Annotated in this window: 18 protein-coding genes and 8 pseudogenes; 17 read left to right on the plus strand and 9 right to left on the minus strand. The window is 71.0% G+C overall.

The window, feature by feature from the left end:
* Positions 1-574: recombinase RecA family protein (locus B7L92_RS09810; protein ID WP_497590778.1), on the plus strand; the 574-nt coding region annotated here is incomplete at its 5' end.
* Between the two features lie 204 nt (positions 575-778).
* Positions 779-1,747 carry a hypothetical protein gene (locus B7L92_RS09815; RefSeq protein WP_081237065.1) on the plus strand — a complete coding sequence of 323 codons (969 nt, stop codon included), beginning with the start codon at positions 779-781 and terminating at the stop codon, positions 1,745-1,747.
* Positions 1,748-2,096: 349 nt separating this feature from the next.
* On the opposite strand, the gene B7L92_RS41040 is transcribed toward B7L92_RS09815, so the two are convergent.
* Positions 2,097-2,261, minus strand: a complete 165-nt coding sequence (locus B7L92_RS41040) for a hypothetical protein (RefSeq protein WP_170102193.1) — start codon at positions 2,259-2,261, stop codon at positions 2,097-2,099.
* A gap of 263 nt (positions 2,262-2,524) precedes the next feature.
* On the opposite strand from B7L92_RS41040, the gene B7L92_RS09825 reads away from it, so the two are divergent.
* Positions 2,525-3,697, plus strand: coding sequence for an exonuclease SbcCD subunit D (locus tag B7L92_RS09825; protein WP_081237051.1), 1,173 nt, complete (start codon positions 2,525-2,527; stop codon positions 3,695-3,697).
* Between the two features lie 18 nt (positions 3,698-3,715).
* Positions 3,716-6,148, plus strand: a complete 2,433-nt coding sequence (locus B7L92_RS09830) for an AAA family ATPase (protein ID WP_081237052.1) — start codon at positions 3,716-3,718, stop codon at positions 6,146-6,148.
* Between the two features lie 275 nt (positions 6,149-6,423).
* Here B7L92_RS09830 and B7L92_RS09835 read toward each other — a convergent pair whose 3' ends face one another.
* Positions 6,424-6,696: a hypothetical protein gene (locus tag B7L92_RS09835; protein WP_081237053.1), complete on the minus strand. Its 273-nt coding sequence runs from the start codon at positions 6,694-6,696 to the stop codon at positions 6,424-6,426.
* A gap of 355 nt (positions 6,697-7,051) precedes the next feature.
* Between B7L92_RS09835 and B7L92_RS09840 the strand changes: the two genes are divergently transcribed.
* From B7L92_RS09840 to B7L92_RS09865, 6 genes and pseudogenes are all read left to right on the plus strand, one after another.
* On the plus strand, positions 7,052-7,354 hold the full coding sequence (locus tag B7L92_RS09840) for an urease subunit gamma (protein WP_043495686.1): 303 nt from the start codon (positions 7,052-7,054) through the stop codon (positions 7,352-7,354).
* A 132-nt stretch (positions 7,355-7,486) separates the two neighbouring features.
* On the plus strand, positions 7,487-7,762 hold the full coding sequence (gene ureB, locus B7L92_RS09845) for an urease subunit beta (RefSeq protein ID WP_368656237.1): 276 nt from the start codon (positions 7,487-7,489) through the stop codon (positions 7,760-7,762).
* Positions 7,755-9,206, plus strand: a pseudogene (locus tag B7L92_RS09850) (urease subunit alpha); the annotation flags it as partial. The gene ureB and the pseudogene B7L92_RS09850, both read left to right, overlap by 8 nt.
* Positions 9,103-9,540: pseudogene (locus tag B7L92_RS09855) on the plus strand (urease accessory protein UreF); the annotation flags it as partial. The pseudogenes B7L92_RS09850 and B7L92_RS09855, both read left to right, overlap by 104 nt.
* Complete coding sequence (gene ureG, locus B7L92_RS09860) at positions 9,530-10,225, plus strand: urease accessory protein UreG (RefSeq protein ID WP_081237055.1); 696 nt, start codon at positions 9,530-9,532, stop codon at positions 10,223-10,225. The pseudogene B7L92_RS09855 and the gene ureG, both read left to right, overlap by 11 nt.
* 10 nt (positions 10,226-10,235) lie before the next feature.
* A complete protein-coding gene (locus B7L92_RS09865; RefSeq protein WP_081237056.1) occupies positions 10,236-11,093 on the plus strand; it encodes an urease accessory protein UreD in 858 nt (285 codons plus the stop codon).
* A 9-nt stretch (positions 11,094-11,102) separates the two neighbouring features.
* Here B7L92_RS09865 and B7L92_RS42180 read toward each other — a convergent pair.
* The 4 genes and pseudogenes from B7L92_RS42180 to B7L92_RS09890 all read right to left on the minus strand — a co-directional run.
* Positions 11,103-11,255, minus strand: a pseudogene (locus B7L92_RS42180) (transposase); the annotation flags it as partial.
* 135 nt (positions 11,256-11,390) lie between these two features.
* Positions 11,391-12,197, minus strand: coding sequence for a YihY/virulence factor BrkB family protein (locus tag B7L92_RS09875; RefSeq protein ID WP_081237057.1), 807 nt, complete (start codon positions 12,195-12,197; stop codon positions 11,391-11,393).
* Positions 12,198-12,897: 700 nt separating this feature from the next.
* Positions 12,898-13,656 carry a DUF2182 domain-containing protein gene (locus B7L92_RS09885; protein ID WP_081237066.1) on the minus strand — a complete coding sequence of 253 codons (759 nt, stop codon included), beginning with the start codon at positions 13,654-13,656 and terminating at the stop codon, positions 12,898-12,900.
* Positions 13,653-14,267 carry a DUF1326 domain-containing protein gene (locus B7L92_RS09890; protein WP_081237059.1) on the minus strand — a complete coding sequence of 205 codons (615 nt, stop codon included), beginning with the start codon at positions 14,265-14,267 and terminating at the stop codon, positions 13,653-13,655. The genes B7L92_RS09885 and B7L92_RS09890 overlap by 4 nt, the downstream gene beginning before the upstream one ends.
* A gap of 156 nt (positions 14,268-14,423) precedes the next feature.
* On the opposite strand from B7L92_RS09890, the pseudogene B7L92_RS42195 reads away from it, so the two are divergent.
* From B7L92_RS42195 to B7L92_RS09920, 5 genes and pseudogenes are all read left to right on the plus strand, one after another.
* Positions 14,424-14,609, plus strand: a pseudogene (locus B7L92_RS42195) (helix-turn-helix domain-containing protein); the annotation flags it as partial.
* A gap of 215 nt (positions 14,610-14,824) precedes the next feature.
* Positions 14,825-15,073: an SCO4226 family nickel-binding protein gene (locus tag B7L92_RS09900; RefSeq protein ID WP_081237060.1), complete on the plus strand. Its 249-nt coding sequence runs from the start codon at positions 14,825-14,827 to the stop codon at positions 15,071-15,073.
* A 256-nt stretch (positions 15,074-15,329) separates the two neighbouring features.
* Positions 15,330-15,711 (plus strand): annotated as a pseudogene (locus B7L92_RS09905) (IS701 family transposase); the annotation flags it as partial.
* Entirely contained in the window at positions 15,695-16,339 is a 645-nt protein-coding gene (locus tag B7L92_RS09910) for a protein-L-isoaspartate(D-aspartate) O-methyltransferase (RefSeq protein WP_081237061.1), read from the plus strand. The pseudogene B7L92_RS09905 and the gene B7L92_RS09910, both read left to right, overlap by 17 nt.
* Before the next feature lie 546 nt (positions 16,340-16,885).
* The gene (locus tag B7L92_RS09920; RefSeq protein ID WP_255310846.1) at positions 16,886-17,098 is read left to right on the plus strand and encodes a hypothetical protein; all 213 of its coding nucleotides are present in this window, start codon (positions 16,886-16,888) and stop codon (positions 17,096-17,098) included.
* Positions 17,099-17,304: 206 nt separating this feature from the next.
* Here the strand turns inward: B7L92_RS09920 and B7L92_RS43855 are convergent.
* Positions 17,305-17,617 (minus strand): annotated as a pseudogene (locus B7L92_RS43855) (transposase family protein); the annotation flags it as partial.
* Positions 17,618-17,736: 119 nt separating this feature from the next.
* Here B7L92_RS43855 and B7L92_RS09930 point away from each other — a divergent pair.
* Positions 17,737-17,958: pseudogene (locus B7L92_RS09930) on the plus strand (integrase core domain-containing protein); the annotation flags it as partial.
* Here B7L92_RS09930 and B7L92_RS09935 read toward each other — a convergent pair.
* Positions 17,949-18,641: an ABC transporter ATP-binding protein gene (locus B7L92_RS09935; protein WP_081237063.1), complete on the minus strand. Its 693-nt coding sequence runs from the start codon at positions 18,639-18,641 to the stop codon at positions 17,949-17,951. The pseudogene B7L92_RS09930 and the gene B7L92_RS09935 overlap by 10 nt on opposite strands.
* A complete protein-coding gene (locus tag B7L92_RS09940) occupies positions 18,638-19,726 on the minus strand; it encodes an ABC transporter permease (RefSeq protein ID WP_081237064.1) in 1,089 nt (362 codons plus the stop codon). The genes B7L92_RS09935 and B7L92_RS09940 overlap by 4 nt, the downstream gene beginning before the upstream one ends.
* A gap of 173 nt (positions 19,727-19,899) precedes the next feature.
* Here B7L92_RS09940 and B7L92_RS09945 point away from each other — a divergent pair.
* Positions 19,900-20,522 (plus strand): annotated as a pseudogene (locus B7L92_RS09945) (sensor histidine kinase); the annotation flags it as partial.

Below are 20,522 nucleotides of genomic sequence, written 5' to 3' on the forward strand. Positions count from 1 at the left end.
GGAGATCGAGGGCGAGATGGGCGATTCCCACGTCGGCCTCCAGGCCCGGCTGATGAGCCAGGCCCTGCGGAAGATCGCCAGTGCGCTCGGCCACTCCGGGACCACGATGATCTTCATCAACCAGCTCCGGGAGAAGATCGGCGTGATGTTCGGCTCCCCGGAAACCACCACCGGGGGCCGGGCGCTGAAGTTCTATGCCTCCGTGCGGCTGGACGTCCGCCGGATCGAGACGTTGAAGAACGGGACCGAGGCGGTCGGCAACCGCACCCGTGTCAAGGTGGCCAAGAACAAGTGCGCACCCCCGTTCAAGATGGCCGAGTTCGACATCCTGTACGGGGAGGGCATCAGCCGCGAGGGCGGCCTGATCGACCTGGGCATGGAGCACGGTTTCCTCTACAAGTCCGGCGCCTGGTACGCCTACGAGGGCGACCGGCTCGGCCAGGGCAAGGAGAACGCCCGCAACTTCTTCAAGGACAACCCCGACCTCGCCGACGAGATCGAGAAGAAGATCAAGGAGAAGCTGGGCATCGGGGCGGGACCGGACACCGTCCCCGCCGCCTCCATCGAGTTCTGAGCCGGTGCCACCCCCTTCCGCCGTCCGCCTGTCCGGGCTCTGTGCCCCTCAACGGGAATCCGTTGAACCAGGGAGGGGGATGCGCGGTATGCGTCCTGCGCCGGGAGGGCAGCGTGCGACGGTCATTCGTGACCGACCGGCCAGGACACCGCACGCGCACAAACCGCGTTGCCAGAGACGCTTTCGGCCGCCGAGGAGCAGCACGTGAGCGACACCGCTTCGACCATTCGTCGCGTCTACCTCCATTGTGAGTTCCTTCCCGCCGACCCCACCGTCCGAGGTCTGATCTCCATCGGCCTCACCGACGACTCCGGCTGTGACTACTACGCCGTCAACAACGGGATGGACGTGAGCGCCGTGCTCAACGTCCCGTGGCTGGCCGACAACGTGTGGCCCCACCTGCCCCGGTGCACGGTCGACGGCTCTCCCTGCCTCCTCGACCGCACCCATCCCGACGTCAAGCTCCTCGACGAGATGCGCGACGGCGTGGCGGAGTACTTCGCCGATGGCTCCCCGGAGACCCACCTGTACGCCTACTACGGCGGCCAGCACATCTGGCGTCTGCACTCCCTGTGGGACCACGACTGGGCGGCGATGCCGCCCTCGGTGCCGCGCTGGTGCCACGAGCTGCGGTCCCTCGTCGTCCAGGCCGGCGACCCGCCACTGCCGGAGCGAGTCGGCGGACAGCACCACGCGCTGACGGGCGCCGGCTACAGCCGCACCCTGCACGAGTACCTGCTCGCCCTCTCCGCCTGCCCGCGGTACGACGACGATGGCTTCCGCTCCGTGAGCGGTCTGCACCGGATGCCGCCCACCGACCGGCAGGCGGCCGCGCCCCCGCGGACCGAGCGCGTGGACGAGAGCTCTGCGGCCTGCTGGGGGCCGGAAAGCAGCAGCCGTCATCCAGGCCGGCCGGTGACGAGAGGGGAGCGGCCGCCGCGTTTCCCCACCCGTCAGATGCACTCCATCGTCTGTGACGTCTGTGACTACGTCTACGACGAGGACGGCGACGGCTTCGAGGTGTTCGACAGCCCGGAGGCGGCCGCGCAAGAGGTGTTGCGGCACCACTGGAAGTGCCTCTCCGACGGGCGAGTGATGTGCCCAAGTGATGATGGGCAACACCAAGCCGTGTATGACGAGTTGATGCCACCCGAGCCGGGGGTCGACGGGTAGGTCGCGCCGACGAGGAGACGTGCCGATGAAGGCGTCGACGGATGGGCAGCCGTGTGGGCGGATCGCGTACGGAGCGAACCGGCGTGGGGCCGGGGGCGCGCAGCCGTTCGAGGCCTCCGGCACACCGGCCCCGCCCGCGCCGCCGTCACTGTCGCCGTCGCGCGTGGCCGACTTCGTGACCTGCCCGCTGCGCCACCGGTTCCGGACGATCGACCGGCTGCCGGAGAGGTCCAGCGCGGCGGTGATCCGGGCACGCTGGTGCACGCGGCGGCTCGCCCGGAAAGGCACCGCGCAGCAGCCGAAATACCGCCGCGCCCAGCGGGGCACGGAGGCCAGTGGCGGTGGGCGGCTATGTGGCGGGAGTGAAGCCCCGTTCGATCAGGGCGTCGATGGTGGCACCGCCCTCGCCGTACAGGAGGGTGCCGGAGTCCCAGTGCAGCGCTACGTCATCAAGCCCTCGATCGCGGACGAGCCAGTCATAGTTCCGCAGCGCGATGATCGTCTCCTCGGTCATGAAAGGAGGCTATTGCTCTTGGTCCGGATACCCCTGCCGTACACCTCTGGTCCGTCACCCCTGCCACGCATCCGGCGGAACGGCGGCCCTACGGAGGCGCTGCGCGGAAGTGCTGCCGCCACCTGTCCCGCCTGCGGTGCCGGGCTCCCCGGCGCCTCCCCCGGTCAGCGAGGGCGGCGAGGATCCACGACCCCGCACCTGCGGGCAAGGAGGCCGACGGCATGTCACCGTCGGCAACCGCCTTGGAAAAGCGAGGCGCTTCCATGAAGTTCTTGCACACCTCGGACTGGCACATCGGCAAGGTGCTCAAGGGCCACAACCGGCTCGACGAACAGCGGGCGGTCCTGCGTGAGATCGCCCAGGTGGCACGGGATCACCGCGTTGACGCTGTCCTCGTCGCCGGCGACCTGTACGAGTCGTCCGCCCCGTCGGCGCATGCCCAGCAGTTGCTGGTGCAGACGCTGCTCGCGTTGCGACGCACGGGCGCCGAGGTCATCGCGATCGCCGGCAACCATGACCACGCCGCCACTTTCGACGCCTACCGGCCGCTCATGGCGAGCGCGGGGATCACCTTGGCCGGCACTGCCCGCCCTGCGGCCGACGGCGGGGTGGTGGAATTCACCGCGCGCTCGACGGGGGAGCCGGTCGCCGTCGCCCTGCTGCCGTTCCTGGCCCGACGCCACGCGGTACGGGCCGCCCAGCTGGTCACCGAGACGCCTCGGGAGGCCGCAGCCGGCTACGGCCGGCTGGTGCGGGACCTGCTTGCCGCGCTCACGGCCGGCTTCCGCGACGACACGGTCAACCTGGTGATGGCACACCTGACGGCGGCCGGGGGAAAGCTCGGCGGGGGTGAGCGGTCCGCCCAGTCGGTCCTCGAGTACTGGGTGCCGACCAGTGCCTTCCCACCGGACGCCCACTACGTCGCGCTCGGGCACCTGCACCGCCGCCAGTCGCTGCCCGCACCGTGTCCGGTGCACTACTGCGGCAGCCCGATCACCCTCGACTTCGGTGAGGAGAACGACTCCACTGTGGTCCTTGTCGTCGAGGCCGAGGTCGGCACGCCCACCCGCGTCACCGCCGAGGTGCCCATCGGGTCCGGACGGCGGCTGCGCACCGTACGCGGCACCGTTGACGAGCTGGCCCAGCGCGCCGAGGAGTTCGGCGACGACTACCTGAGGGTGTCGCTGTGCGAACCGGCGCGCGCAGGGCTACGGCAGGACGTGCAGCGGCTGCTGCCCAACGCGCTGGAGGTGCGCATCGATCCGGGGTTCGCCGCACCGGTGCACACCACCAGGCCGTCTCCCCCGGCCGACGGCGCGGACCGCAGCCCCGCCGAGCTGTTCCACGCGTACTGCACCGCCCGGGGGATCGCCGACGAACGGGTCGAAGCACTGTTCACCAGGCTCCACGACCAGGCCACCGCCACGCACGCCTGACGGCGGGAAGGAGTCCCCATGAGGCCGGTACTACTGGAGATGGACGGCTTCGCCTCGTTCCGGGAGCCGGCCGCGGTGGACTTCCGCGAAGTGGACTACTTCGCGCTCGTCGGCCCGACCGGATCGGGCAAGTCCACCGTCATCGACGCGATCACGTTCGCGCTGTACGGATCGGTGCCGCGCTGGAACAACCGGCGCACGGTCGCGAACGCACTCGCACCCACCACCGACCGGGGCACTGTCCGGCTCGTCTTCGACCTCGCCGAACACCGCTACGTCGCCGCCCGAGAACTGCGCCGCGCTGCCGCCGGCGGCGTCGGTGTGAAGAACGCCCGGCTGGAACGACTCGCCGACCCGGACGCTCTCGGCACGCCGGACGACATCACCGAAGTGCTCGCCTCCGATTCCGAGGTCACGCCCGCGGTGGAAAAACTGCTCGGGTTGCCGTTCGAGCACTTCATCACCTGTGTGGTGCTGCCGCAGGGGGACTTCGCCGAGTTCCTCCACGCGCAACCGGCCAGACGGCAGGAAATCCTCGTCAAACTGATGGGTCTGGAGATCTATCCCCGGATCGCGCAGGCGGCGAACTCGGAGGCCGAGCGCGCGAGGCAGCGCGCCGAGCTCCTCGCCCAGCAGCTCGAGGAGTTCACCGATGCGACCGAGTACGCGGAACAAGCGGCACAGGACCGGGTGGCCACGCTGGAGGAGGTCGCCGAGCGGGTCCGTGCGGCGCTCCCCGAACTCGCCGCGCACGGCGCGGCGGTCACCGAGGCACGGCAGGCGTGCGAGACGCTGACCGCGGAGCGGGACCGGTTGAGGGCGGTCGCCGTGTCGGCCGGGCTCGAAGAACTCGGCGAGAGGGAATGCGACATCAAGGCCGCCGAGGAGGCGGCCGACGAGGAACTCGCCGCGGCCGAGGCAGCCGACACGGCTGCCCGTGAGCGGCTTGCGGCGGCACCGCCCCGGGCCCCGCTCGAGCAGGCCCGCCGCGACCACATGGAGCTCGACACGCTGGAAAGGAGACTGCCCGCCACGCAGGCGCTACAGCGGCACTGCGCCATGGCACTCTCCGACGTGACCGCCGCCGAGGAGGAGGCCGAGAGGCTCGCCCTGCAGGCGCGCCGGACACAGGAGGTCACGGCACGGTCCCATCTGGCCGCGGCGCTGCGACCGCACCTGCAGGATGGCGCAGCGTGCCCGGTGTGCGGGCAGCGGGTCACGACGGTACCCGGCCCGCTGGCCGCGCCCGACCTGGACAGGGCCGAGCAGGCACGAGTCCGGGCCGACCGGGAGGTGGAGCGGCTGCGCGAGGCGTGGACGAAGGCGTTCGGAGCCGAACAGCAGGCCACCGGCGAACTGAACGCGCTCACCGGCCGGATCGCCGCCCTGCGTTCCGTCCTCGCCGACGCCCTCACCCGGGAGCAGACAACCGCCGCACTCGCACTCCGAGAGCAGCTGGAAGGAGCTGCCGACGAGGCGGACGCGAGACTGCGGCGTGCGCGAGCTGCCAGGGCCAGCGTCGAACAGGCCACGACGAGCGTTCGCCAGGAGGTGCAGGCGGCCTGGTCAGCGCTCGAGCATGTGCGCGACCCGCTCGTCACGCTCGGGGCTCCGGTGCCGGACCGTGACGACCTGACCGCGGCGTGGACCGCCCTCGTCTCCTGGGCGGCGGCCGCCGCCACCACCCGGGAAACGGCTCTGTCCGGCGCGTACGAGAGGCTGGCGAGGGTCCGTGGAGAGCTCACCACCGCCGAGGGCCGGCTCGCCGGTGTGCTCGCCACCCACGAGGTGCCCCTCCACGCAGGACGGCCACTCACCGAGACGGCCGAGCCGGCGGTCGCGGCGGCGCTGGAGGGGGCCCGGCAGGAGGCGCGGCGTCTCATCGAACGGCGGAAGCAGGCCGCGAAGCTCGACATGCAGCGGCAGCACAAAGAGCGGACGCACCAGGTGGCGAGGACACTCGGCCACCTCCTGCGCGCGGACGGGTTTCCCCGCTGGCTCGTCGCGACAACCCTCGACACCCTCGTCGCGGAAGCCTCCGGGACACTCGCCGAACTGTCCGGCGGGCAGTTCGAGTTGACTCACGACGACGGGGGCTTCCTCGTCGTCGACCATGCCGACGCGGACAGTCGCCGACCGGTCAGGACACTGTCCGGCGGTGAGTCGTTCCAGGCCAGCCTCGCCCTCGCCCTGGCGCTTTCGGCGCAGCTGCCGGCCATGGCCGCGGCCGGTGCCGCTCAACTGGAGTCGATCTTCCTCGATGAGGGGTTCGGCGCACTGGACGAGGCGACACTCGAGACGGTCGCCGCCACGCTGGAAGAGCTCGCGACGCGCAGGGACCAGGTGGTCGGCATCGTCACGCACATCGACGCCCTGGCCGAACGGGTACCGATCCGCTTCGCCGTTCGCCGCGGCCAGGGAACCTCATCGATACAGCGGGAGGCACCGTGACCGTGTGGGCGCCGGGAAACCGGTTCTTGCGGGATTTTCGCGATGGGTGACGGTTCGCCACCGGGGGGCCGTCCTTCGGGTGCTGTCACGTCGACTGACCGGGTGGGACGATCTCCTGGTTGGTCAGGGTGAAGAGGGACCGCCCGTGGACAGCGCGTTGCCGTCCCGACCACCGAGCCGAGATGACCGTCCGCTTCGCCATCAGCGAGGCCGGGATGTCGCACAAGAGCGACTGGGAAACACCTTTTTCCCCATGGGCCGCCCTGTGTCCCGTGTCAGGTGAGACCCATACGAATCTCGACCACCAAACCGATCAGAGAAATGAACGTTATAACGCCGGCGGTGAACCGGAGCGACCGCGGAGAAGTCCTTTCCACAGGGCCGGGTACCACGTCCGCCAGGAAGAGGAATATCCGATCCGCCATCTGCGCGATGTTGCAAACGGTGACGAGCCCCAGAGGGAACATGGTCCCGAAGAGCACGACCCTCCCCACATGCATCTCGGAAGAGACACGCCCCGCGAGTTCCATCGCGTCGACCTGATTCATCCCCTACCGACCATCCGCTTTGCTCTGTCGCCAATTCGACCAACACGCGCACCGTGCGAGGTGGTTGCACCCGCCTCGACGCCCAAGCCACCGACCAGGCCGACACTGGTGGTGCCCACTGGCTCACCACGACGGTGCGCGGCACCGATCGCTCCCTCGTGGCTCATCGTCGCACCCCCACCCGGCCAGGTGCGACAGCGCCCCGGCGGGTCTCCCTGCGGGCACCTACGGTGTGGTGAACCCGGGTAGCTCAACATCACCGCGCCACCGGCCGACCGCTGTGCAAGGCTGACTTCCGGTACGCGGGTGTCGGCCGGTCTGCCCCAGAACGGTCCTGGATGGAGCGGGGCCAGTGATGCTGCTCAGTCTTCAGGAGCGAGAGCGCCTGATGATCTATACGGCTGCCAAGCTCGCTCAGGAACGCCGGGAGCGCGGCTTGAAGCTGAACCTGCCGGAAGCCACGGCCCTCATCTCCGCTTTCCTCCTCGAAGGGGCCCGCGACGGTCGCACCAAGGCCGATCTTCAGGACGCGGGACGCGGCGTCCTGCGCCGTGACGAGGTGATGGACGGCGTCGCCGACATGCTCGCCCAAGTGCAGGTCGAGGCGACCTTCCCGGACGGCACGAAGCTGATCGCGGTGCAGAGGCCGATCCAGTGAGCGAGCGGCAGCAGCGGCAGGGAGCTCATTCCCGGTTCCGGGAAGGGAGACTCAACGGGACTGGTACAGCCTGGTGCGGAGTCGGGTGTCGCGCCGGGAGACCCAGGACAGATCATCTACGACGACGACCCGGTGACCATCAACGCGGGCCGTCCGGTGGTGACCCTGTCGGTCGTCAACACAGCCGACCGCCCGGTCAGTGTCGGATCGCACTACCACTTCGCCGAGGCCAACCCGGCACTGCAGTTCGACCGGGACCGTGCCTGGGGGCACCGGCTGAACATCCTGGCCGGCGGTATGCGACGCTTCGAACCGGGCGCCACCGTGGAGGTGGAACTCGTCCCGCTGGGTGGCCGGCGGATCGTGCGCGGCCTGCGCGGCGCGTGCGGAGGTCCCCTCGATGGCTGAGATCGACCGCCGGGAGTACGTGGCGTCACTCGGGCCGACCAAGGGCGACCGGATCCGACTCGCCGACACGGACCTCCTCATCGAGGTCGAGGAGGACCGGTGCGTCGGTGGCGACGAGACGGTCTTCGGTGGCGGCAAGTCGGGCCGGGAGTCGCAGGGGCAGTCGCATGTCACTCGGGCCGACGGCACACCTGACCTGGTCATCGGTGGGGTCGTGGTGCTGGACCACTGGGGCGTCGTCAAGGCCGACGTGGGGGTCCGTGACGGACGGATCGTCGCGCTCGGCAAGAGCGGGAACCCCGACATCATGGACGGCGTCCATCCTGACCTCGTCATCGGCCCCTCCACCGAAATGGTCAACGGCAGCGGGCTGATCCTCACGGCCGGCACCGTCGACACCCATGTGCACTTCGTCTCGCCCGACATGTCCATCGTCGCCTTGGAGGCAGGCACCACGACCCTCGTCGGCGGCGGGACCGGGCCCACCGACGGCTCCAAAGCTGCTCTGGCCACGCCGGGCGGCTGGTGGATGGAACGCATGCTGGAGGGGTTCGAACCGTGGCCGGTCAACGTGCTCTTCCTGGGCCGGGGCAGCACGGTCAATGAGGAGTCCCTCCGGGAGCAACTCCGCTCCGGCGTGGGCGGCTTCAAGGTCCACGAGGACTGGGGCGCCACCCCGGCCGTCATTGACACCGCACTACGCGTCGCCGACGCCAGCGGGGTCCAAGTGGCGATCCACAGCGACTCCCTCAACGAGGCCGGGTTCGTCGAGGACCTGTTGCGCACGGTCGCCGGCCGCACCTTCCACGCCTTCCACACGGAGGGTGCCGGTGGCGGTCACGCCCCGGACATCATCCGGATCGTGGGGGAACCGTACGTTCTGCCGTCCTCCACCACCCCCACCCGGCCCTTCACGGTGAACACCGCCGACGAACAGCTGGACATCTGTCTCATCGCCCATCACCTGAACCCGCGTGTCCCGGCCGAACTCGCCTTCGCCGAAAGCCGGGTGCGGGCGTCGACCATGGCGGCCGAGGACATTCTCCAGGACATGGGCGCGATCTCCGCGATGACCTCCGACGCCCAGGCCATGGGACGACTCGGTGAGGTGGTGCGGCGGACCTGGCAGACCGCGCACGTCATGAAGAAACTGCGCGGCTCCCTGCCGGGCGACGGCCGGGCGGACAACCACCGCGCCCGCCGTTATGTCGCCAAGTACACGATCGTGCCCGCGATCATCCACGGGCTGGGGCGCGAGGTGGGTTCCGTCGAGCCGGGCAAACTCGCCGACCTCGTCCTGTGGGAGCCTGCGCTCTTCGGGGTGCGTCCGAACCGAGTTCGAGGCCCGCACGCCTTCGCCCGCCCTGCGCGCCACCTCCCGCAGGCTCGGCCGGCAACTGCTCCGCGCCGCCCGGGCCGTCCAGCCGCACCGCGGACTGGACGCCCTCGCCGCCGCGCTGCCCGGCGGCCCGCACCAGCCCGTCGCCCTCGGCGCAGCGGCCCGGGCCCTGGGCCTCGGCCCCCGCGCGGCCGCGGCCGCCGCCCTGCACGACGCCGCGACCGGTCCGGCTACGGCGGCGGTACGACTGCTCGGACTCGACCCCTTCGCCGTGCACGCCGCCCTCGCACGGCTGACACCCCGCATGGACCGCCTTGCAGCGCGGGCCGCCGACAGCGCACAGGCGCCCGCCGACGCACTGCCCTCGCACGGCGCGCCCCTGCTCGACATCTCCGCCGAACTCCACGCCACCTGGGAGGTGCGTCTCTTTGCGTCCTGACCGACACGACCCCGATGACGAGCCCACACACAGCCACACGCCACCCGGCCGGGACACGGCCCGGCTCCCCCGGCCTCCGGGACGTCCGCTGCGGATCGGCCTCGGCGGCCCCGTTGGGTCGGGCAAAACCGCGCTCGTCGCGGCACTGTGCCGGTCGCTCGCCGGCGAACCACAACTCGCCGTCGTCACCAACGACATCTACACGTCCGAGGACGCCGACTTCCTGCTGCGCAACGGAGTGCTCCCCGCGGAGCGCGTCCGGGCGGTCGAGACCGGCTGCTGCCCGCACACCGCCATCCGCGACGACATCTCCGCCAACCTCGAAGCGGTCGAGGAGCTGGAACGAAGCCTGCCTCCGCCGGACCTGATCCTCATCGAGAGCGGCGGCGACAACCTCACCGCCACCTTCAGCCATGGACCGGTCCACCACCAGGTCTTCGTCATCGACGTCGCCGACGGCGACAAGGTCCCCCGCAAGGGCGGACCCGGCGTCACCGCCTCGGACCTGCTGGTCATCAACAAAACGGATCTCGCCGGTCAGGTGAACGCCGATCTTTCGGTGATGGCCCGCGACGCCGAGGACAGGCGTGGCGACCGCCCCGTCTGCTTCCTGTCCCTCGTCGAGAACCCGGCGGCCGACGAGGTCACGGCCTGGGTCCGGGACCGACTGGGCGGCGACAGGTGAGAAGCAGGTCATGACCCGGGCATCGGCCCGGCTCGCCACCGAGCGCACCCAGCCCGCGGTCGGGCGGCCACGCACCCGGATCTCGGTGCTGCGCTCCGACTGGCCGCTGATGCTGCGCACCACGTCACCGCTCGGCGCGTCCCCGGTCACCGCCTGGGTCGGCCGCACAAGCGACCCCGCCCGCGTTCATGTCGCGGCCGGCGCCGCCGGACCACTCGGCGGCGACCGGCTGGCCCTGGACGTGCACGTGGGTCCTTCCAGCGCCCTCCTGCTGGGCGAGGTCGCCCCTACGCTGCTGCTGCCGGGAACGTACGGCGAGGAGTCACGCCTGGACATCCGCATCCGTGTGGGCACAGGCGCGGCCCTGGCCTGGCTCCCGGAACTGGTGATCGCCGGGCGGGGGTGCCGACACATCACCGACATCCGCATCGTGCTGGAAGCCGGCGCCCGGCTGGTCCTGCGGGAGGAGGTGCTGTTCGGACGGCACGGCGAAGCACCCGGCGCCTACCGCCAGCGAGTGCGCGTCGAGACGGAGCACGGGCCGGTCTACGATCAAGAGCTCGGCGTGGGTCCGGCGGCCCTCGGATGGAACGGCCCGGCCGTCACCGCCGGCCGGCGCACCGTCGGCACGCTGATCGCCGTGGACCCCGACCTGGCGAGCGACGGCACTCCCCCCGCTGCGCTCCGCGCGCACGACACCGCCCTCATGGAGCTTCCCGGCGGAGGCGTACTGGTCAGCACCCTGGCCTCGGAGACGGCGACCCTGCGGCGGCAGCTCGACCACGCCATGGCCCACCTCCTCACACGGACAGCCGAACAGGGACCTGCCGCTCCGCACCGCGAACCCGCTCGGCACGTGAGGCGATGACTTGGACCGCGCAACGTCGGCAGCGGCCTGGACCTGCTGCAACGGACGTTCCCGCGCCCCGTCGGCCGACTACAGCCGGTGGCGTTCACAGACGGTCTTCCAGGGACCGAACCGCTCAGGAAGATCCCGCCGCTACACACCGGTCCGCACCCGGTGCAAGATCTGCGCCTTAACCGGCGTCGGTTGCCGGTGTCGGTCGTCGTTGAGTGCCCCTTCTACGGCCTCAGGACGGCCGGATGGGCGTCTCATGATGCCGCTCCGTATGAGAAGGGGCAGAGCAGGTCGTGCGGTGGGGGCTCAACGCAGCATGCGGCCCGCGACGGCCCCCAGGTGGATGATCACGCCGACTGCCACCAGCCATGACAGGAGGACCATGACGACGCCGATAGGGCCGAACTTTTGTTCGTTCGCCACGATCGTCGCTGAGAAGTAGTGGGCGGAGAACACCCCGAGGCCGGTCCAGCAGACGCTGGTGACCAGGGCTGAGGGGAACAGGGCGCGCCATGTCACCGTACCGGCGAGCAGTACGTACATGCTTCCCCACCAGAAGAGGACCGCCCAGAGGAAGCCGAGCAGGCTGGGCAGGAGCCACCCGTCGAACGCCCTGCCGAGCCCGGCCTGCGCGGCGGAATAGGCGAGGAGCCCTGCGAGCCAGGCGAGCTGGGCCACGGTGTTCCGCCACCCGCCTCCATGGACGTTGAACAGCATCCGGTACCAGCTCTGGAGGGTGCCGGCCACGGCTATGGCTCCGAGCAGCAGCAGGACGGCGCTCGTCACGGTGAGGGTGTACGACGTTGTTGCAGGGACGAACAGGGATGCCACGGCCTGTGCCGCCTGCTGGTTCAGCCCCAGCCAACTGACGACGACCATGGCGGCCTCACGGCCTGCCGCCGCGGTGATGATGATCAGGAAGGGAAAGAAGCACAGGAACGCGAGCGAGGCCAGTTGGAAGGAGTGCCCGAAGAAGTCGACCGCCGAGAGTCGCCCCCACAGCCGGCCCGCCCCGCTCTCCTCGAAACGACGGCCGGCCGCCCGCCACTGCTGATCTGCGCGCCACCAAGGAGTGTGCCCTCGCCGGTGGGGTGCGTTGCCGCCGTCGCTCATGCAATGAAGTGAACCTCGGTCGACCGGCCGTGTCGCGGCAGAGAAGGGGCGGACGCACGTACCGGGGCAAGCAGAAGCGCTGCAGCTCGCCCGGCGGCCTTCACCTCGGACTCGGACCGGGCGTCATGCCGGCCCCGGTGGTCAACACCGTGCAGTCGAGCTTCCCGGAGGAGCAGCGAAGGGAGAGCTCGGGGCTGTCCCGCAGCGTGTCGAACCCCGGCTCCTCCTCATCTCGTTCGTCAAGCGTCAGGCCGGGTGTCGGGGTGGTGGGGCAGGGAGGTGGCTCCGCTGGTCGCGCAGGAGGGCCCGGAGCACGTTGACCCGTCGGCGGGCAAGGGCCAGGAAGGCTTGGGGACCGGCGCGGGCGAGAGGGAGAAACCCGGCGGGACTCGGACCACGTCTTCGCCGCCGCCCGCACCGGGCGCCCGGTCGAGTCGCGGAACCCCTACCGGTCCTTCACCCGCGTCGCCCGGTCCGCGGGCCTCCGGGTGATCCGGCTGCACGACGCCCGGCCGGGAAAGCACGCTTCGGTGGTTCTCGCGTGCTCGCAGGGTCTCCCGGCCTCATGGGTGCCGAATCCGTTCTGCGCGCATGTCCGACCGACGAGACGGCGACGTGTGACGTGGTGGCCCGCCTCCACCTGCGAAGCAGAGCCACCACATCTCCTACGGGATGGAGCCGAGGGACGGTCCGTCCGGCCTCACATCCCGGTCATACCACCACCGGTGAGGCCCGGAGCCAGCGCCGGGACCCAGAAGACGGCGACGGCCAGGGCGATCGAGGCGATACCCACGGTACGGGCCACCAGGCGGCCGGCCGGAGCGAGCTTCTCGGCGGTGATCACGGCGGCCAGGACCACCATGGCCCACAGGTTCATCAGACCGAACGCCGCCAGCAGCACCATGAGCGACCAGCAGCAGCCCAGACAGAAGGCCCCGTGGTGGGCTCCGGCACGCAGATCGCGCGAGAGCCCCGGGTACGAGGCGTAGCGCAGCATCAGCCCGATCGGCGAGCGGCATCTCGCCAGGCAGCGGTCTTTGAAGGGCGTGAGCTGGTAGACGCCGCCGACCGCGAACACGGCCGCGGCCACTGCGGTCCCCGTAGCGGCGGGGAGGCTCGCCGCCCGGCCCAGGCCGACGGCCAACGCGTACGCCGGCAGCCCGGCCGCGGCCCAGACGAGCAAGTAGGCGACCGTGAAAACGACCATGCGCGGCGTCCGATGCACGGTCATGGTGCGTGCGTACAGCGCGGCGACGGGCGCCGTGGCGGGCAGCATCATCGCGGCCATCATCAGCGTCCACACGGCCAGGAAAGCGGACGGGCCCAGGCTCATGGTGCCGGGCATCGCCTGCATGCCGCCCCAGCGCGTCACCATCCAGACCCAGGCGGCGGCCGCCGCGACCAGCAGCAGCCCGGCGGGGCTCGCCCTGCGGCGGCCGGTGACCGGCCCACCGGTCATGCGGACCACGTGAAGGGCGCCGAATGCCCATTGCCTCCGGAGAAGTCCCAGGACCGGCCGTACACGCCGTCGCCCGTCGCCCGGGCCGACCGGGCAATGGTCAGCGTGCTGTTCACCGGGTGGAACATGCCGGTCAGTCCCATGACCGGACCGTCCTCGCCGAACTGCGGGGCGACCTGGTCCTTGATCTCGATGTCGATGGCGCCGCCCACCCGCGCGGAGTGGCGGCGGCCGTCGTCGCGGTAGTCGATGGGAACGCGCTCCACGCCGAGGACCTCACCGATGAGCGGGGCGAGCGCCGCCATCGGCCCGCCGGCCTGACCGGAGAAGACCTTGCCCAGCGCCTCCGCCTGGCCGTCGTCGGCCGATGCGTCGAGGTACAGCGCCACCTGCCAGCCGCCCTCGGCCATCACCCGGGGCGCATCGATGAAGACGGCGACGTTGCGGTCGGAGACGTCCGTGCCCTCCACGTTCCCGCTGTCCACATGGAACGCGAAGGTCACCTGGCAGCGCTCGTGGTCGGCCGGGGCGGTGAGGCCCGAGGTGGTGCAAGGGCACACCACGTCGCAGTTGCAGCTCTCCAGGTACGTGCCGTTCAGGTTCCAGGGCATGGCTCTTCGCCTCCCTCTTCCACGTCCCCCTCGGTGAAGGGAATGCATCGGGAGGGGTCGTTCCGTCCCGGTGCCGCTCTTCTCCAGGCTATTCCCGACGGCCTCCGTCGCGCAGATCCGCCGGCCCCGGTGGTCCTCGCCGCCAGCGTCCGTGTCCGGCCCACGTCCTGGGTCACCTTCAGCCCCACCCACGTCGCCCTGCGTGAGCTCAGCGCCCTGGTGGCCTTCGGTGACGCCGGCCTCGCCCTCCAGGCGGCCCGTCCCCTCCTACGCCGGCACGTCCCGGTCCTCGATCTACGCGTTGCCCTAGGAGGGGATGAGGCCCGTGCCTACAGTCAGCAGAAAGGCTCTGCCGGATCGGCTACGTGGAGGGCACGCACGGCCTTCCGTCACGCCGGCAGCCCCGGCCTCCCGTTCGATGTCGCATGTGCCGGAAACCGGCTGGTGGGTGCCGCACGGTCGCCATCGCGGTCGTACGGGCACAGGATGGACGTAACGCAGCCGGCATGCGACTCGGCATCCGCCGGGACGCGGCAGTCGGAAGGAGGCACGACACCATGCCCCGGTTCATGGACGTCCACCACGGAATGAAGGGCCTCACAGCCGACCAGCTGCGGGAAGCCCACAAGGCCGACCTGGACATCGAGAAGGAGGAAGGCGTCCACTTCGAGAAGGCCTGGGCGGACCCGGAGTCCGGAACTGTCTACTGCCTCTCCGAGGCCCCCTCGGCTGAAGCGATCCAGCGCATTCACGAACGCGCTGGTCACCGGGCCGACGAGATCCACCCGGTCCCCCTGACCACCTGAAAAGCCTCTGTCCACGGAGAACCTCAAGCGGGGGCCGATGCCTTTGGACCGGCCCTCGGCGCAGTGCTCCCGGCAGGATCCGAACCTGTGACACCCGCTTCAGGAAAGCGGCCGGGGTGCCTCGGCGGTGCCCCCGCGGCTTTATCGGCCCTGCTGGCGGGCACGGGTGCAACCGCTCGTTCCCGTTGTTGACCGTGGCCGCCCCCTGCATCCGGCACGGCTGTGGCACGCGACCTCATGGTCTCGAACCAGGGGGCCGCTCAGTCCAAGGAGCAGGACGTGGAAGCGCCGCTCGTGCGGGGACGGCGCCCACGGCCGACGCGTCTACGACTGGGCCCGCGTCGAGGTCAGCTCCTGGCACCGGCCCGACCGTCGGCACTGGGTGCTGCTCCGCCGAAGCGGCGCTGGACGAGCTGATCCGCGTCGCGGGCAGCCGCTGGGCGGTGGGGGAGTGCTTCCAGAGCGCCAAGCAGGAGTGCGGCCCGGACGGCGACCAGGTCCGCCGCTACCTGGGCCGGCACCGCCCCATGACGTCGGCCATGGCCGCCCACGCCTGCCTGACCGTCCTGCGGGCCCGAGAACTGGACACTGATTCCGGCCATCGCACGGAAAGCAGCGGACATGACCGAAGCCGCCCATCCGACCGAGGAACTCGTGCGGGCCGTTCGAGAGGCCGGTATCACCGACGAGCGTCTGCTCCAGGCCGTACGAGCGACGCCCCGTGCGGCATTCGTCCCCACCGGCCAGCAAGCGCGTGCCTACCATGACGTGCCCCTTCCGATCGAGCACGCACAGGTGACCACGCAGCCCTCGCTCTCCGCCATGATGATCGAGGGCCTTGACTTGAGCGGGGACGAACACGTACTTGAGATCGGTACCGGCCTCGGCTTCCAGACCGCGCTGCTTGCCCGGTTGTCCGCCGACGTCGTGACCATCGAGATGTGGCCGGACATCGCCCAGCAGGCACGGCGCAACCTCGCCGGGCAGGGCATTCGGAATGTCGAGCTGCGCATCGGGGACGGCAGCGGCGGCGTACCGGACCGCGCTCCGTACGACGCAGTCATCGTGTCCGCCGCGTTCCCGGAGGTTCCCGCCCCGCTGGCCGGGCAACTGCGCTTCGGTGGCCACCTCGTCCAGCCCATCGGGCCGGGTGGCCGGGAGCAGGTCGTGTCCTTTCTGCGCACCGCGATGGGGCTGGAGCGCCGACGGATACTTACGCCCGCGCATTTCGTCCGCCTGCAAGGACGGTACGGCTTCCCCTTCTGAGCCCCGCCACCGCGTCGGTTTGCCGGCCTTCCGGCGGACCCTGCGACACGAGGAGGGTGTCGGATGCGCGGTGGCGCCCAGGACATGGATCCGACGGTTGGCATGCTCGATCACCACGGACAGGTACAACCGGGCCCCGGGCAAGGCGACGGTCTCGAAGAAGTCTCAGGCCAGCAGGGCGCCGGCCTGGGAGCGCAGGAAGCCGGCCCGGGTACTGGAAGCTCGTTGAGGTGCCGGTTCGATCCCGGCCTCCCTCAAGATTTCCCCTACCGTGGACGCGGCCACTTTCACCCCGAGCACGAGTAGTTCGCCATGCACCCTCCGGTGGCCCCGGTCGGGATTCTCCCCGGCCAGGCGCAGGACCGGCACGCGGATCGAGCGCACGGTGCGGTCGGCCGCCGCGCTTGGGCCGGGGCCGGGCGGCGGGCCGGCGGACGAGCAGGTCGCGGTGCCGGCGCAGGACCGTGCCCGGCCGGACCAGCAGTCGCATCCGGCGTAGCACCTCGCGGGGCACGCCGTGCAGCAACGGCGCCAGGAACGCCCGGGGTGCTGGCGGTCCTCGGCGCCGCGCCCCTGGTGCTGCCGGCAGCCCAGGCACTGGCGTCGATCGCGGCGGCATCGGGTCAGGGAGTGTTCGCCGTCCACGCCACCTCGGCCGTCCCCGATGACCAACGCCCCCCGGTAATCGGCCTGTTCAACCTGTCGTACCTCCTCGGTGCGGCGTTCGGGCCGGCCATCGTCTCACTCCTGGCTCTCTGACAGCCGCCTGTCCGATTCCACGGGCGCCGCCGTGCCGTACCGGCGCGGCGGCGCCCGTTCCTTCCCGGAAACCGGCTCGCAATCAGCAGCCGGTCGTCGTCGCGTTATTGGGTGCGGGGGTGTCCGACGGTGCGTCGAGGCCCGGTGGGGTCAGGGTGCCGGCCTGGGCTCGGGCCGCGGCAGACCGGCGGTGACGCCGGTGATCTGTCTCCGTCGGCGTCGACGGCCCGCCGCAGGCACTGCGGCTCGCCGCTGCTCTCGACGAAGACCTCGTCCAGGTGCCGGGCGCCAGGTGTCTCCGGGCCGGAGCCGGGGGCGGCGCAGGCCGTGGGCGTAGCCCTGTCCGACCTTCGCGCACCAGCGGCGGACGGTCGCGCGGGAGACGAGCACGCCGCGCTCGAGCATCAGCTCCTCGGCCTCGCGGCGGCCGAACGGGAAGCGGAGGTGCCGCCGCACGCGGTGCGCGATGATCTCCACCGGGTACCGACAGCCCTGGTACGACGGCGACGCGGACGGCACGAGCGAAACCCTCCCCGGCACGACCAACTCCAAGATCACCCCAGGCCGATCGGCCGACGCGGCAATACCCGTGCCCCAGCTTGCCCTTGAGCGCGGCGGTCAGGATGGGGCACCGGCCCCGCTGGACCCGGCCGTGGCGACCACAGACGAACGGCAAGGTCGAACGCTTCCACCGCACCCTGCTCGAGGAGTGGGCCCACATCCAGCCCTGCACCTCGGAGGCCCAACGGCAGGCGATGTCTCCCGACCGGCTTCACTGGTACGACCACCGCCGACCCCACACCGGAATCGGCGGCCAAGCCCCCGTCGGCCGCGTCACCAATCTGCCCGGTCAGCACACCTGGCGGGTGGTGGCCGGAAGGCGCAGGCGTCCGTCGTGCACTTCGGCGATCTGGTCGACGGCGGTGAGGTGGGTGCGGTCATGGGTGACCAGGACGGTCGCGGTGGCCTGCCGGTGGGTGAGGCGGGTGATCAGGTCGATGACGGCGGCGCCGCGTTCGTGGTCGAGAGCGCTGGTGGGCTCGTCGACCAGGAGGACGGTGGGGTTGTTCATCAGTGCGCGGGCGATGTTGACGCGCTGACGCTGGCCGCCGGAGAGCTGATGGGGCCGCCGCGCGGCCCGGTCGGCCAGGCCGACAGCATCGAGAAGTTCCATCGCCCTGCCCCGGGCGGTGCGCGGGTTGCGCCCGTCGATCCGGGCCATGACCTGGAGCTGCTCGGCGGCGGTGAGGGAGGGCAGCAGGTTGGGCTGCTGGAAGACGATGCCGATCTTGTGGCGGCGCAGTTCGGTGAGTTCACCGCGGGTCAGGCCGGTGGTGGCCCGGCCGTCGATGGTGACGGTGCCGGCGTCGGGGGTGATCAGGGTGGCGGCGACCGCGAGGAGGCTGGACTTGCCGGAGCCGGAAGGGCCGACCACGGCTGTCAGGCTGCCCTTGGGCACATCGAGCGTGACCTGGTCGAGGGCGGTCAGACGGGAGTCGCCGTCGGGATAGGTGAGGGTGATCTCGGTCAGGTTCAGGCTCATCGGGCGCTCCCCAGGGCGGTCAGCGGGTCGACGGAGGTGAGGCGACGGATGGACAGGGCGGCCCCGAGCGCGCCGAGCGCGATCATCACCGCGGCCGGGATCAGGACGGTCGCGGGCGTGAGGAGGAACGGCACGGCCGAGCCGGCCACGAGTGCTCCCAGGGCGGCGGCGATGCCGGTGCCGAGCAGGGTGCCGACGGTGAGCAGGACGACGGCCTGGCCGAGGGCGTCCTTCAGGAGGTGGGCGGTGGAGGCGCCCAGGGCCTTGAGGACGGCGACGTCGCCACTGCGCTGGATGGTCCACACGGTGAAGAAGGCCCCGATGACGAGGGCGGAGATGGCGAACAGGAAGCCGCGCATCAGCTGCAGGGAGCCGTTCTCGGAGGTGTAGGAGCCGATCGCGGACAGCGAGTCCTCGATGGAGACCGTCCTGGTGCCGGCCTGCTGGTCGATGGCCGCCGTATCAGCCCCGGAAGTGCTGTTCAGGGCGATGACGGTGGCGGTCGGGCCTTCCCCGCTGCCGGTGGGCGGCGCGGTCTTCCGCCAGACGTCCTGGCTGGTCCAGACGACCGGGGTGTGGCTGAAGAAGGCGTCGCCCTCGACGGCGGCCACCTTCAACTGCTGCCCTGCCAGGGTGAGGGAGTCGCCGGCCTTCACGCCGAGGTCGTCGGCGGCCGCGACAGACAGCACCACCGCGCTGTTACTGATCTTGTTGCTGTCCGGGGCGAGGCGGGAGCCGGGCTCGACGCCGAAGGCGGAGACCCCGGTGCTCTTGTCCCCGGCGGTGGCCTTGGTGGTGGTGATTCCCAGCGGTTCGGCGCTCTCGACGCCGGGGGCCTTGGACCACTGCTGCCACTGCTGCTGGGTGACGGTGGAGCTGGAGTACGACAGGTCCTGCCCGCCTCTGGGCGCCTGGAAGGCGATCTTGTCGGCGGGCAGCCCCGTGATCGCGGAGATGTTCTGTCGGCCCAGTCCGGCCGTCAGCCCGGACAGCAGCCCGACCAGCAGGGTGATCAGCACGATGACGGTCCCCATCAGGGCGAAGCGCCCCTTGGCGAACTTCAGGTCTCTCCAGGCGACGAACACGGCCTCGGCCTGTCCTTTCCGGCGGTGGAAGCGGTATGACCCCACCCTCGCGGTCACCCCCCTGTGTCCGCGTCTGGCGCAGGACTGCACTTGGCGGGCCGAAAGACGGCACACGGGTTCTAACTTTCGATGGAGGCCCCCGGGGCACCGGCCTCCGTAACCTGGGACGCACTGTGAACACCGCTGCCCCCGCCCTGACCCCGACCACCCGGGCCCTGGCCTGGTGCCTGCACCTGCTGATCATCGGCCTGCTCGCCCTGGCCGCCGGCCGGGCCGTGACCGACGACCGGCCCCACGCCGGATCGATCGTCGCCGTGGCGGCGACGTGCGGCCTGGTGTACGCGGTCGGGCCCATGCTGCCGGGCGTACGCCGCTCGCGGCGGGCCGCCGCGCTGTGGCTGGCCGCCGTAGGCGTTGTGTGGCTGATGCTGCTCGCGCTGTCCCCCGACGCCGTGTGGGTGGCCTTCCCGCTGTATTTCCTCCAGCTGCACCTGCTGCCCCGCCACGCCGGACTGGCGGCCGTGACCGCCACCGCCGCTGCGGCCATCGCGGGCTTCGCCGCCCATCAGCACTCCTTCAGCCCCGCCATGGCCATCGGTCCTGCGCTCGGCGCCGCCGTGGCGGTCGCGGTGGTGTGGGGGTACCAAGCCCTGTACCGGGAGAGCGAACACCGCCGCAGACTGATCGAGGAGCTCACAGCCACCCGCGCCGACCTGGCCGCCGCCCAGCACACCGCCGGTGTGCTGGCCGAACGCGACCGCCTGGCCCGCGAGATCCACGACACCCTCGCCCAGGG

The sequence above is a fragment of the Streptomyces viridosporus genome, assembly GCF_002078235.1.
GTDB classification, from domain to species: Bacteria; Actinomycetota; Actinomycetes; order Streptomycetales; family Streptomycetaceae; genus Streptomyces; species Streptomyces viridosporus.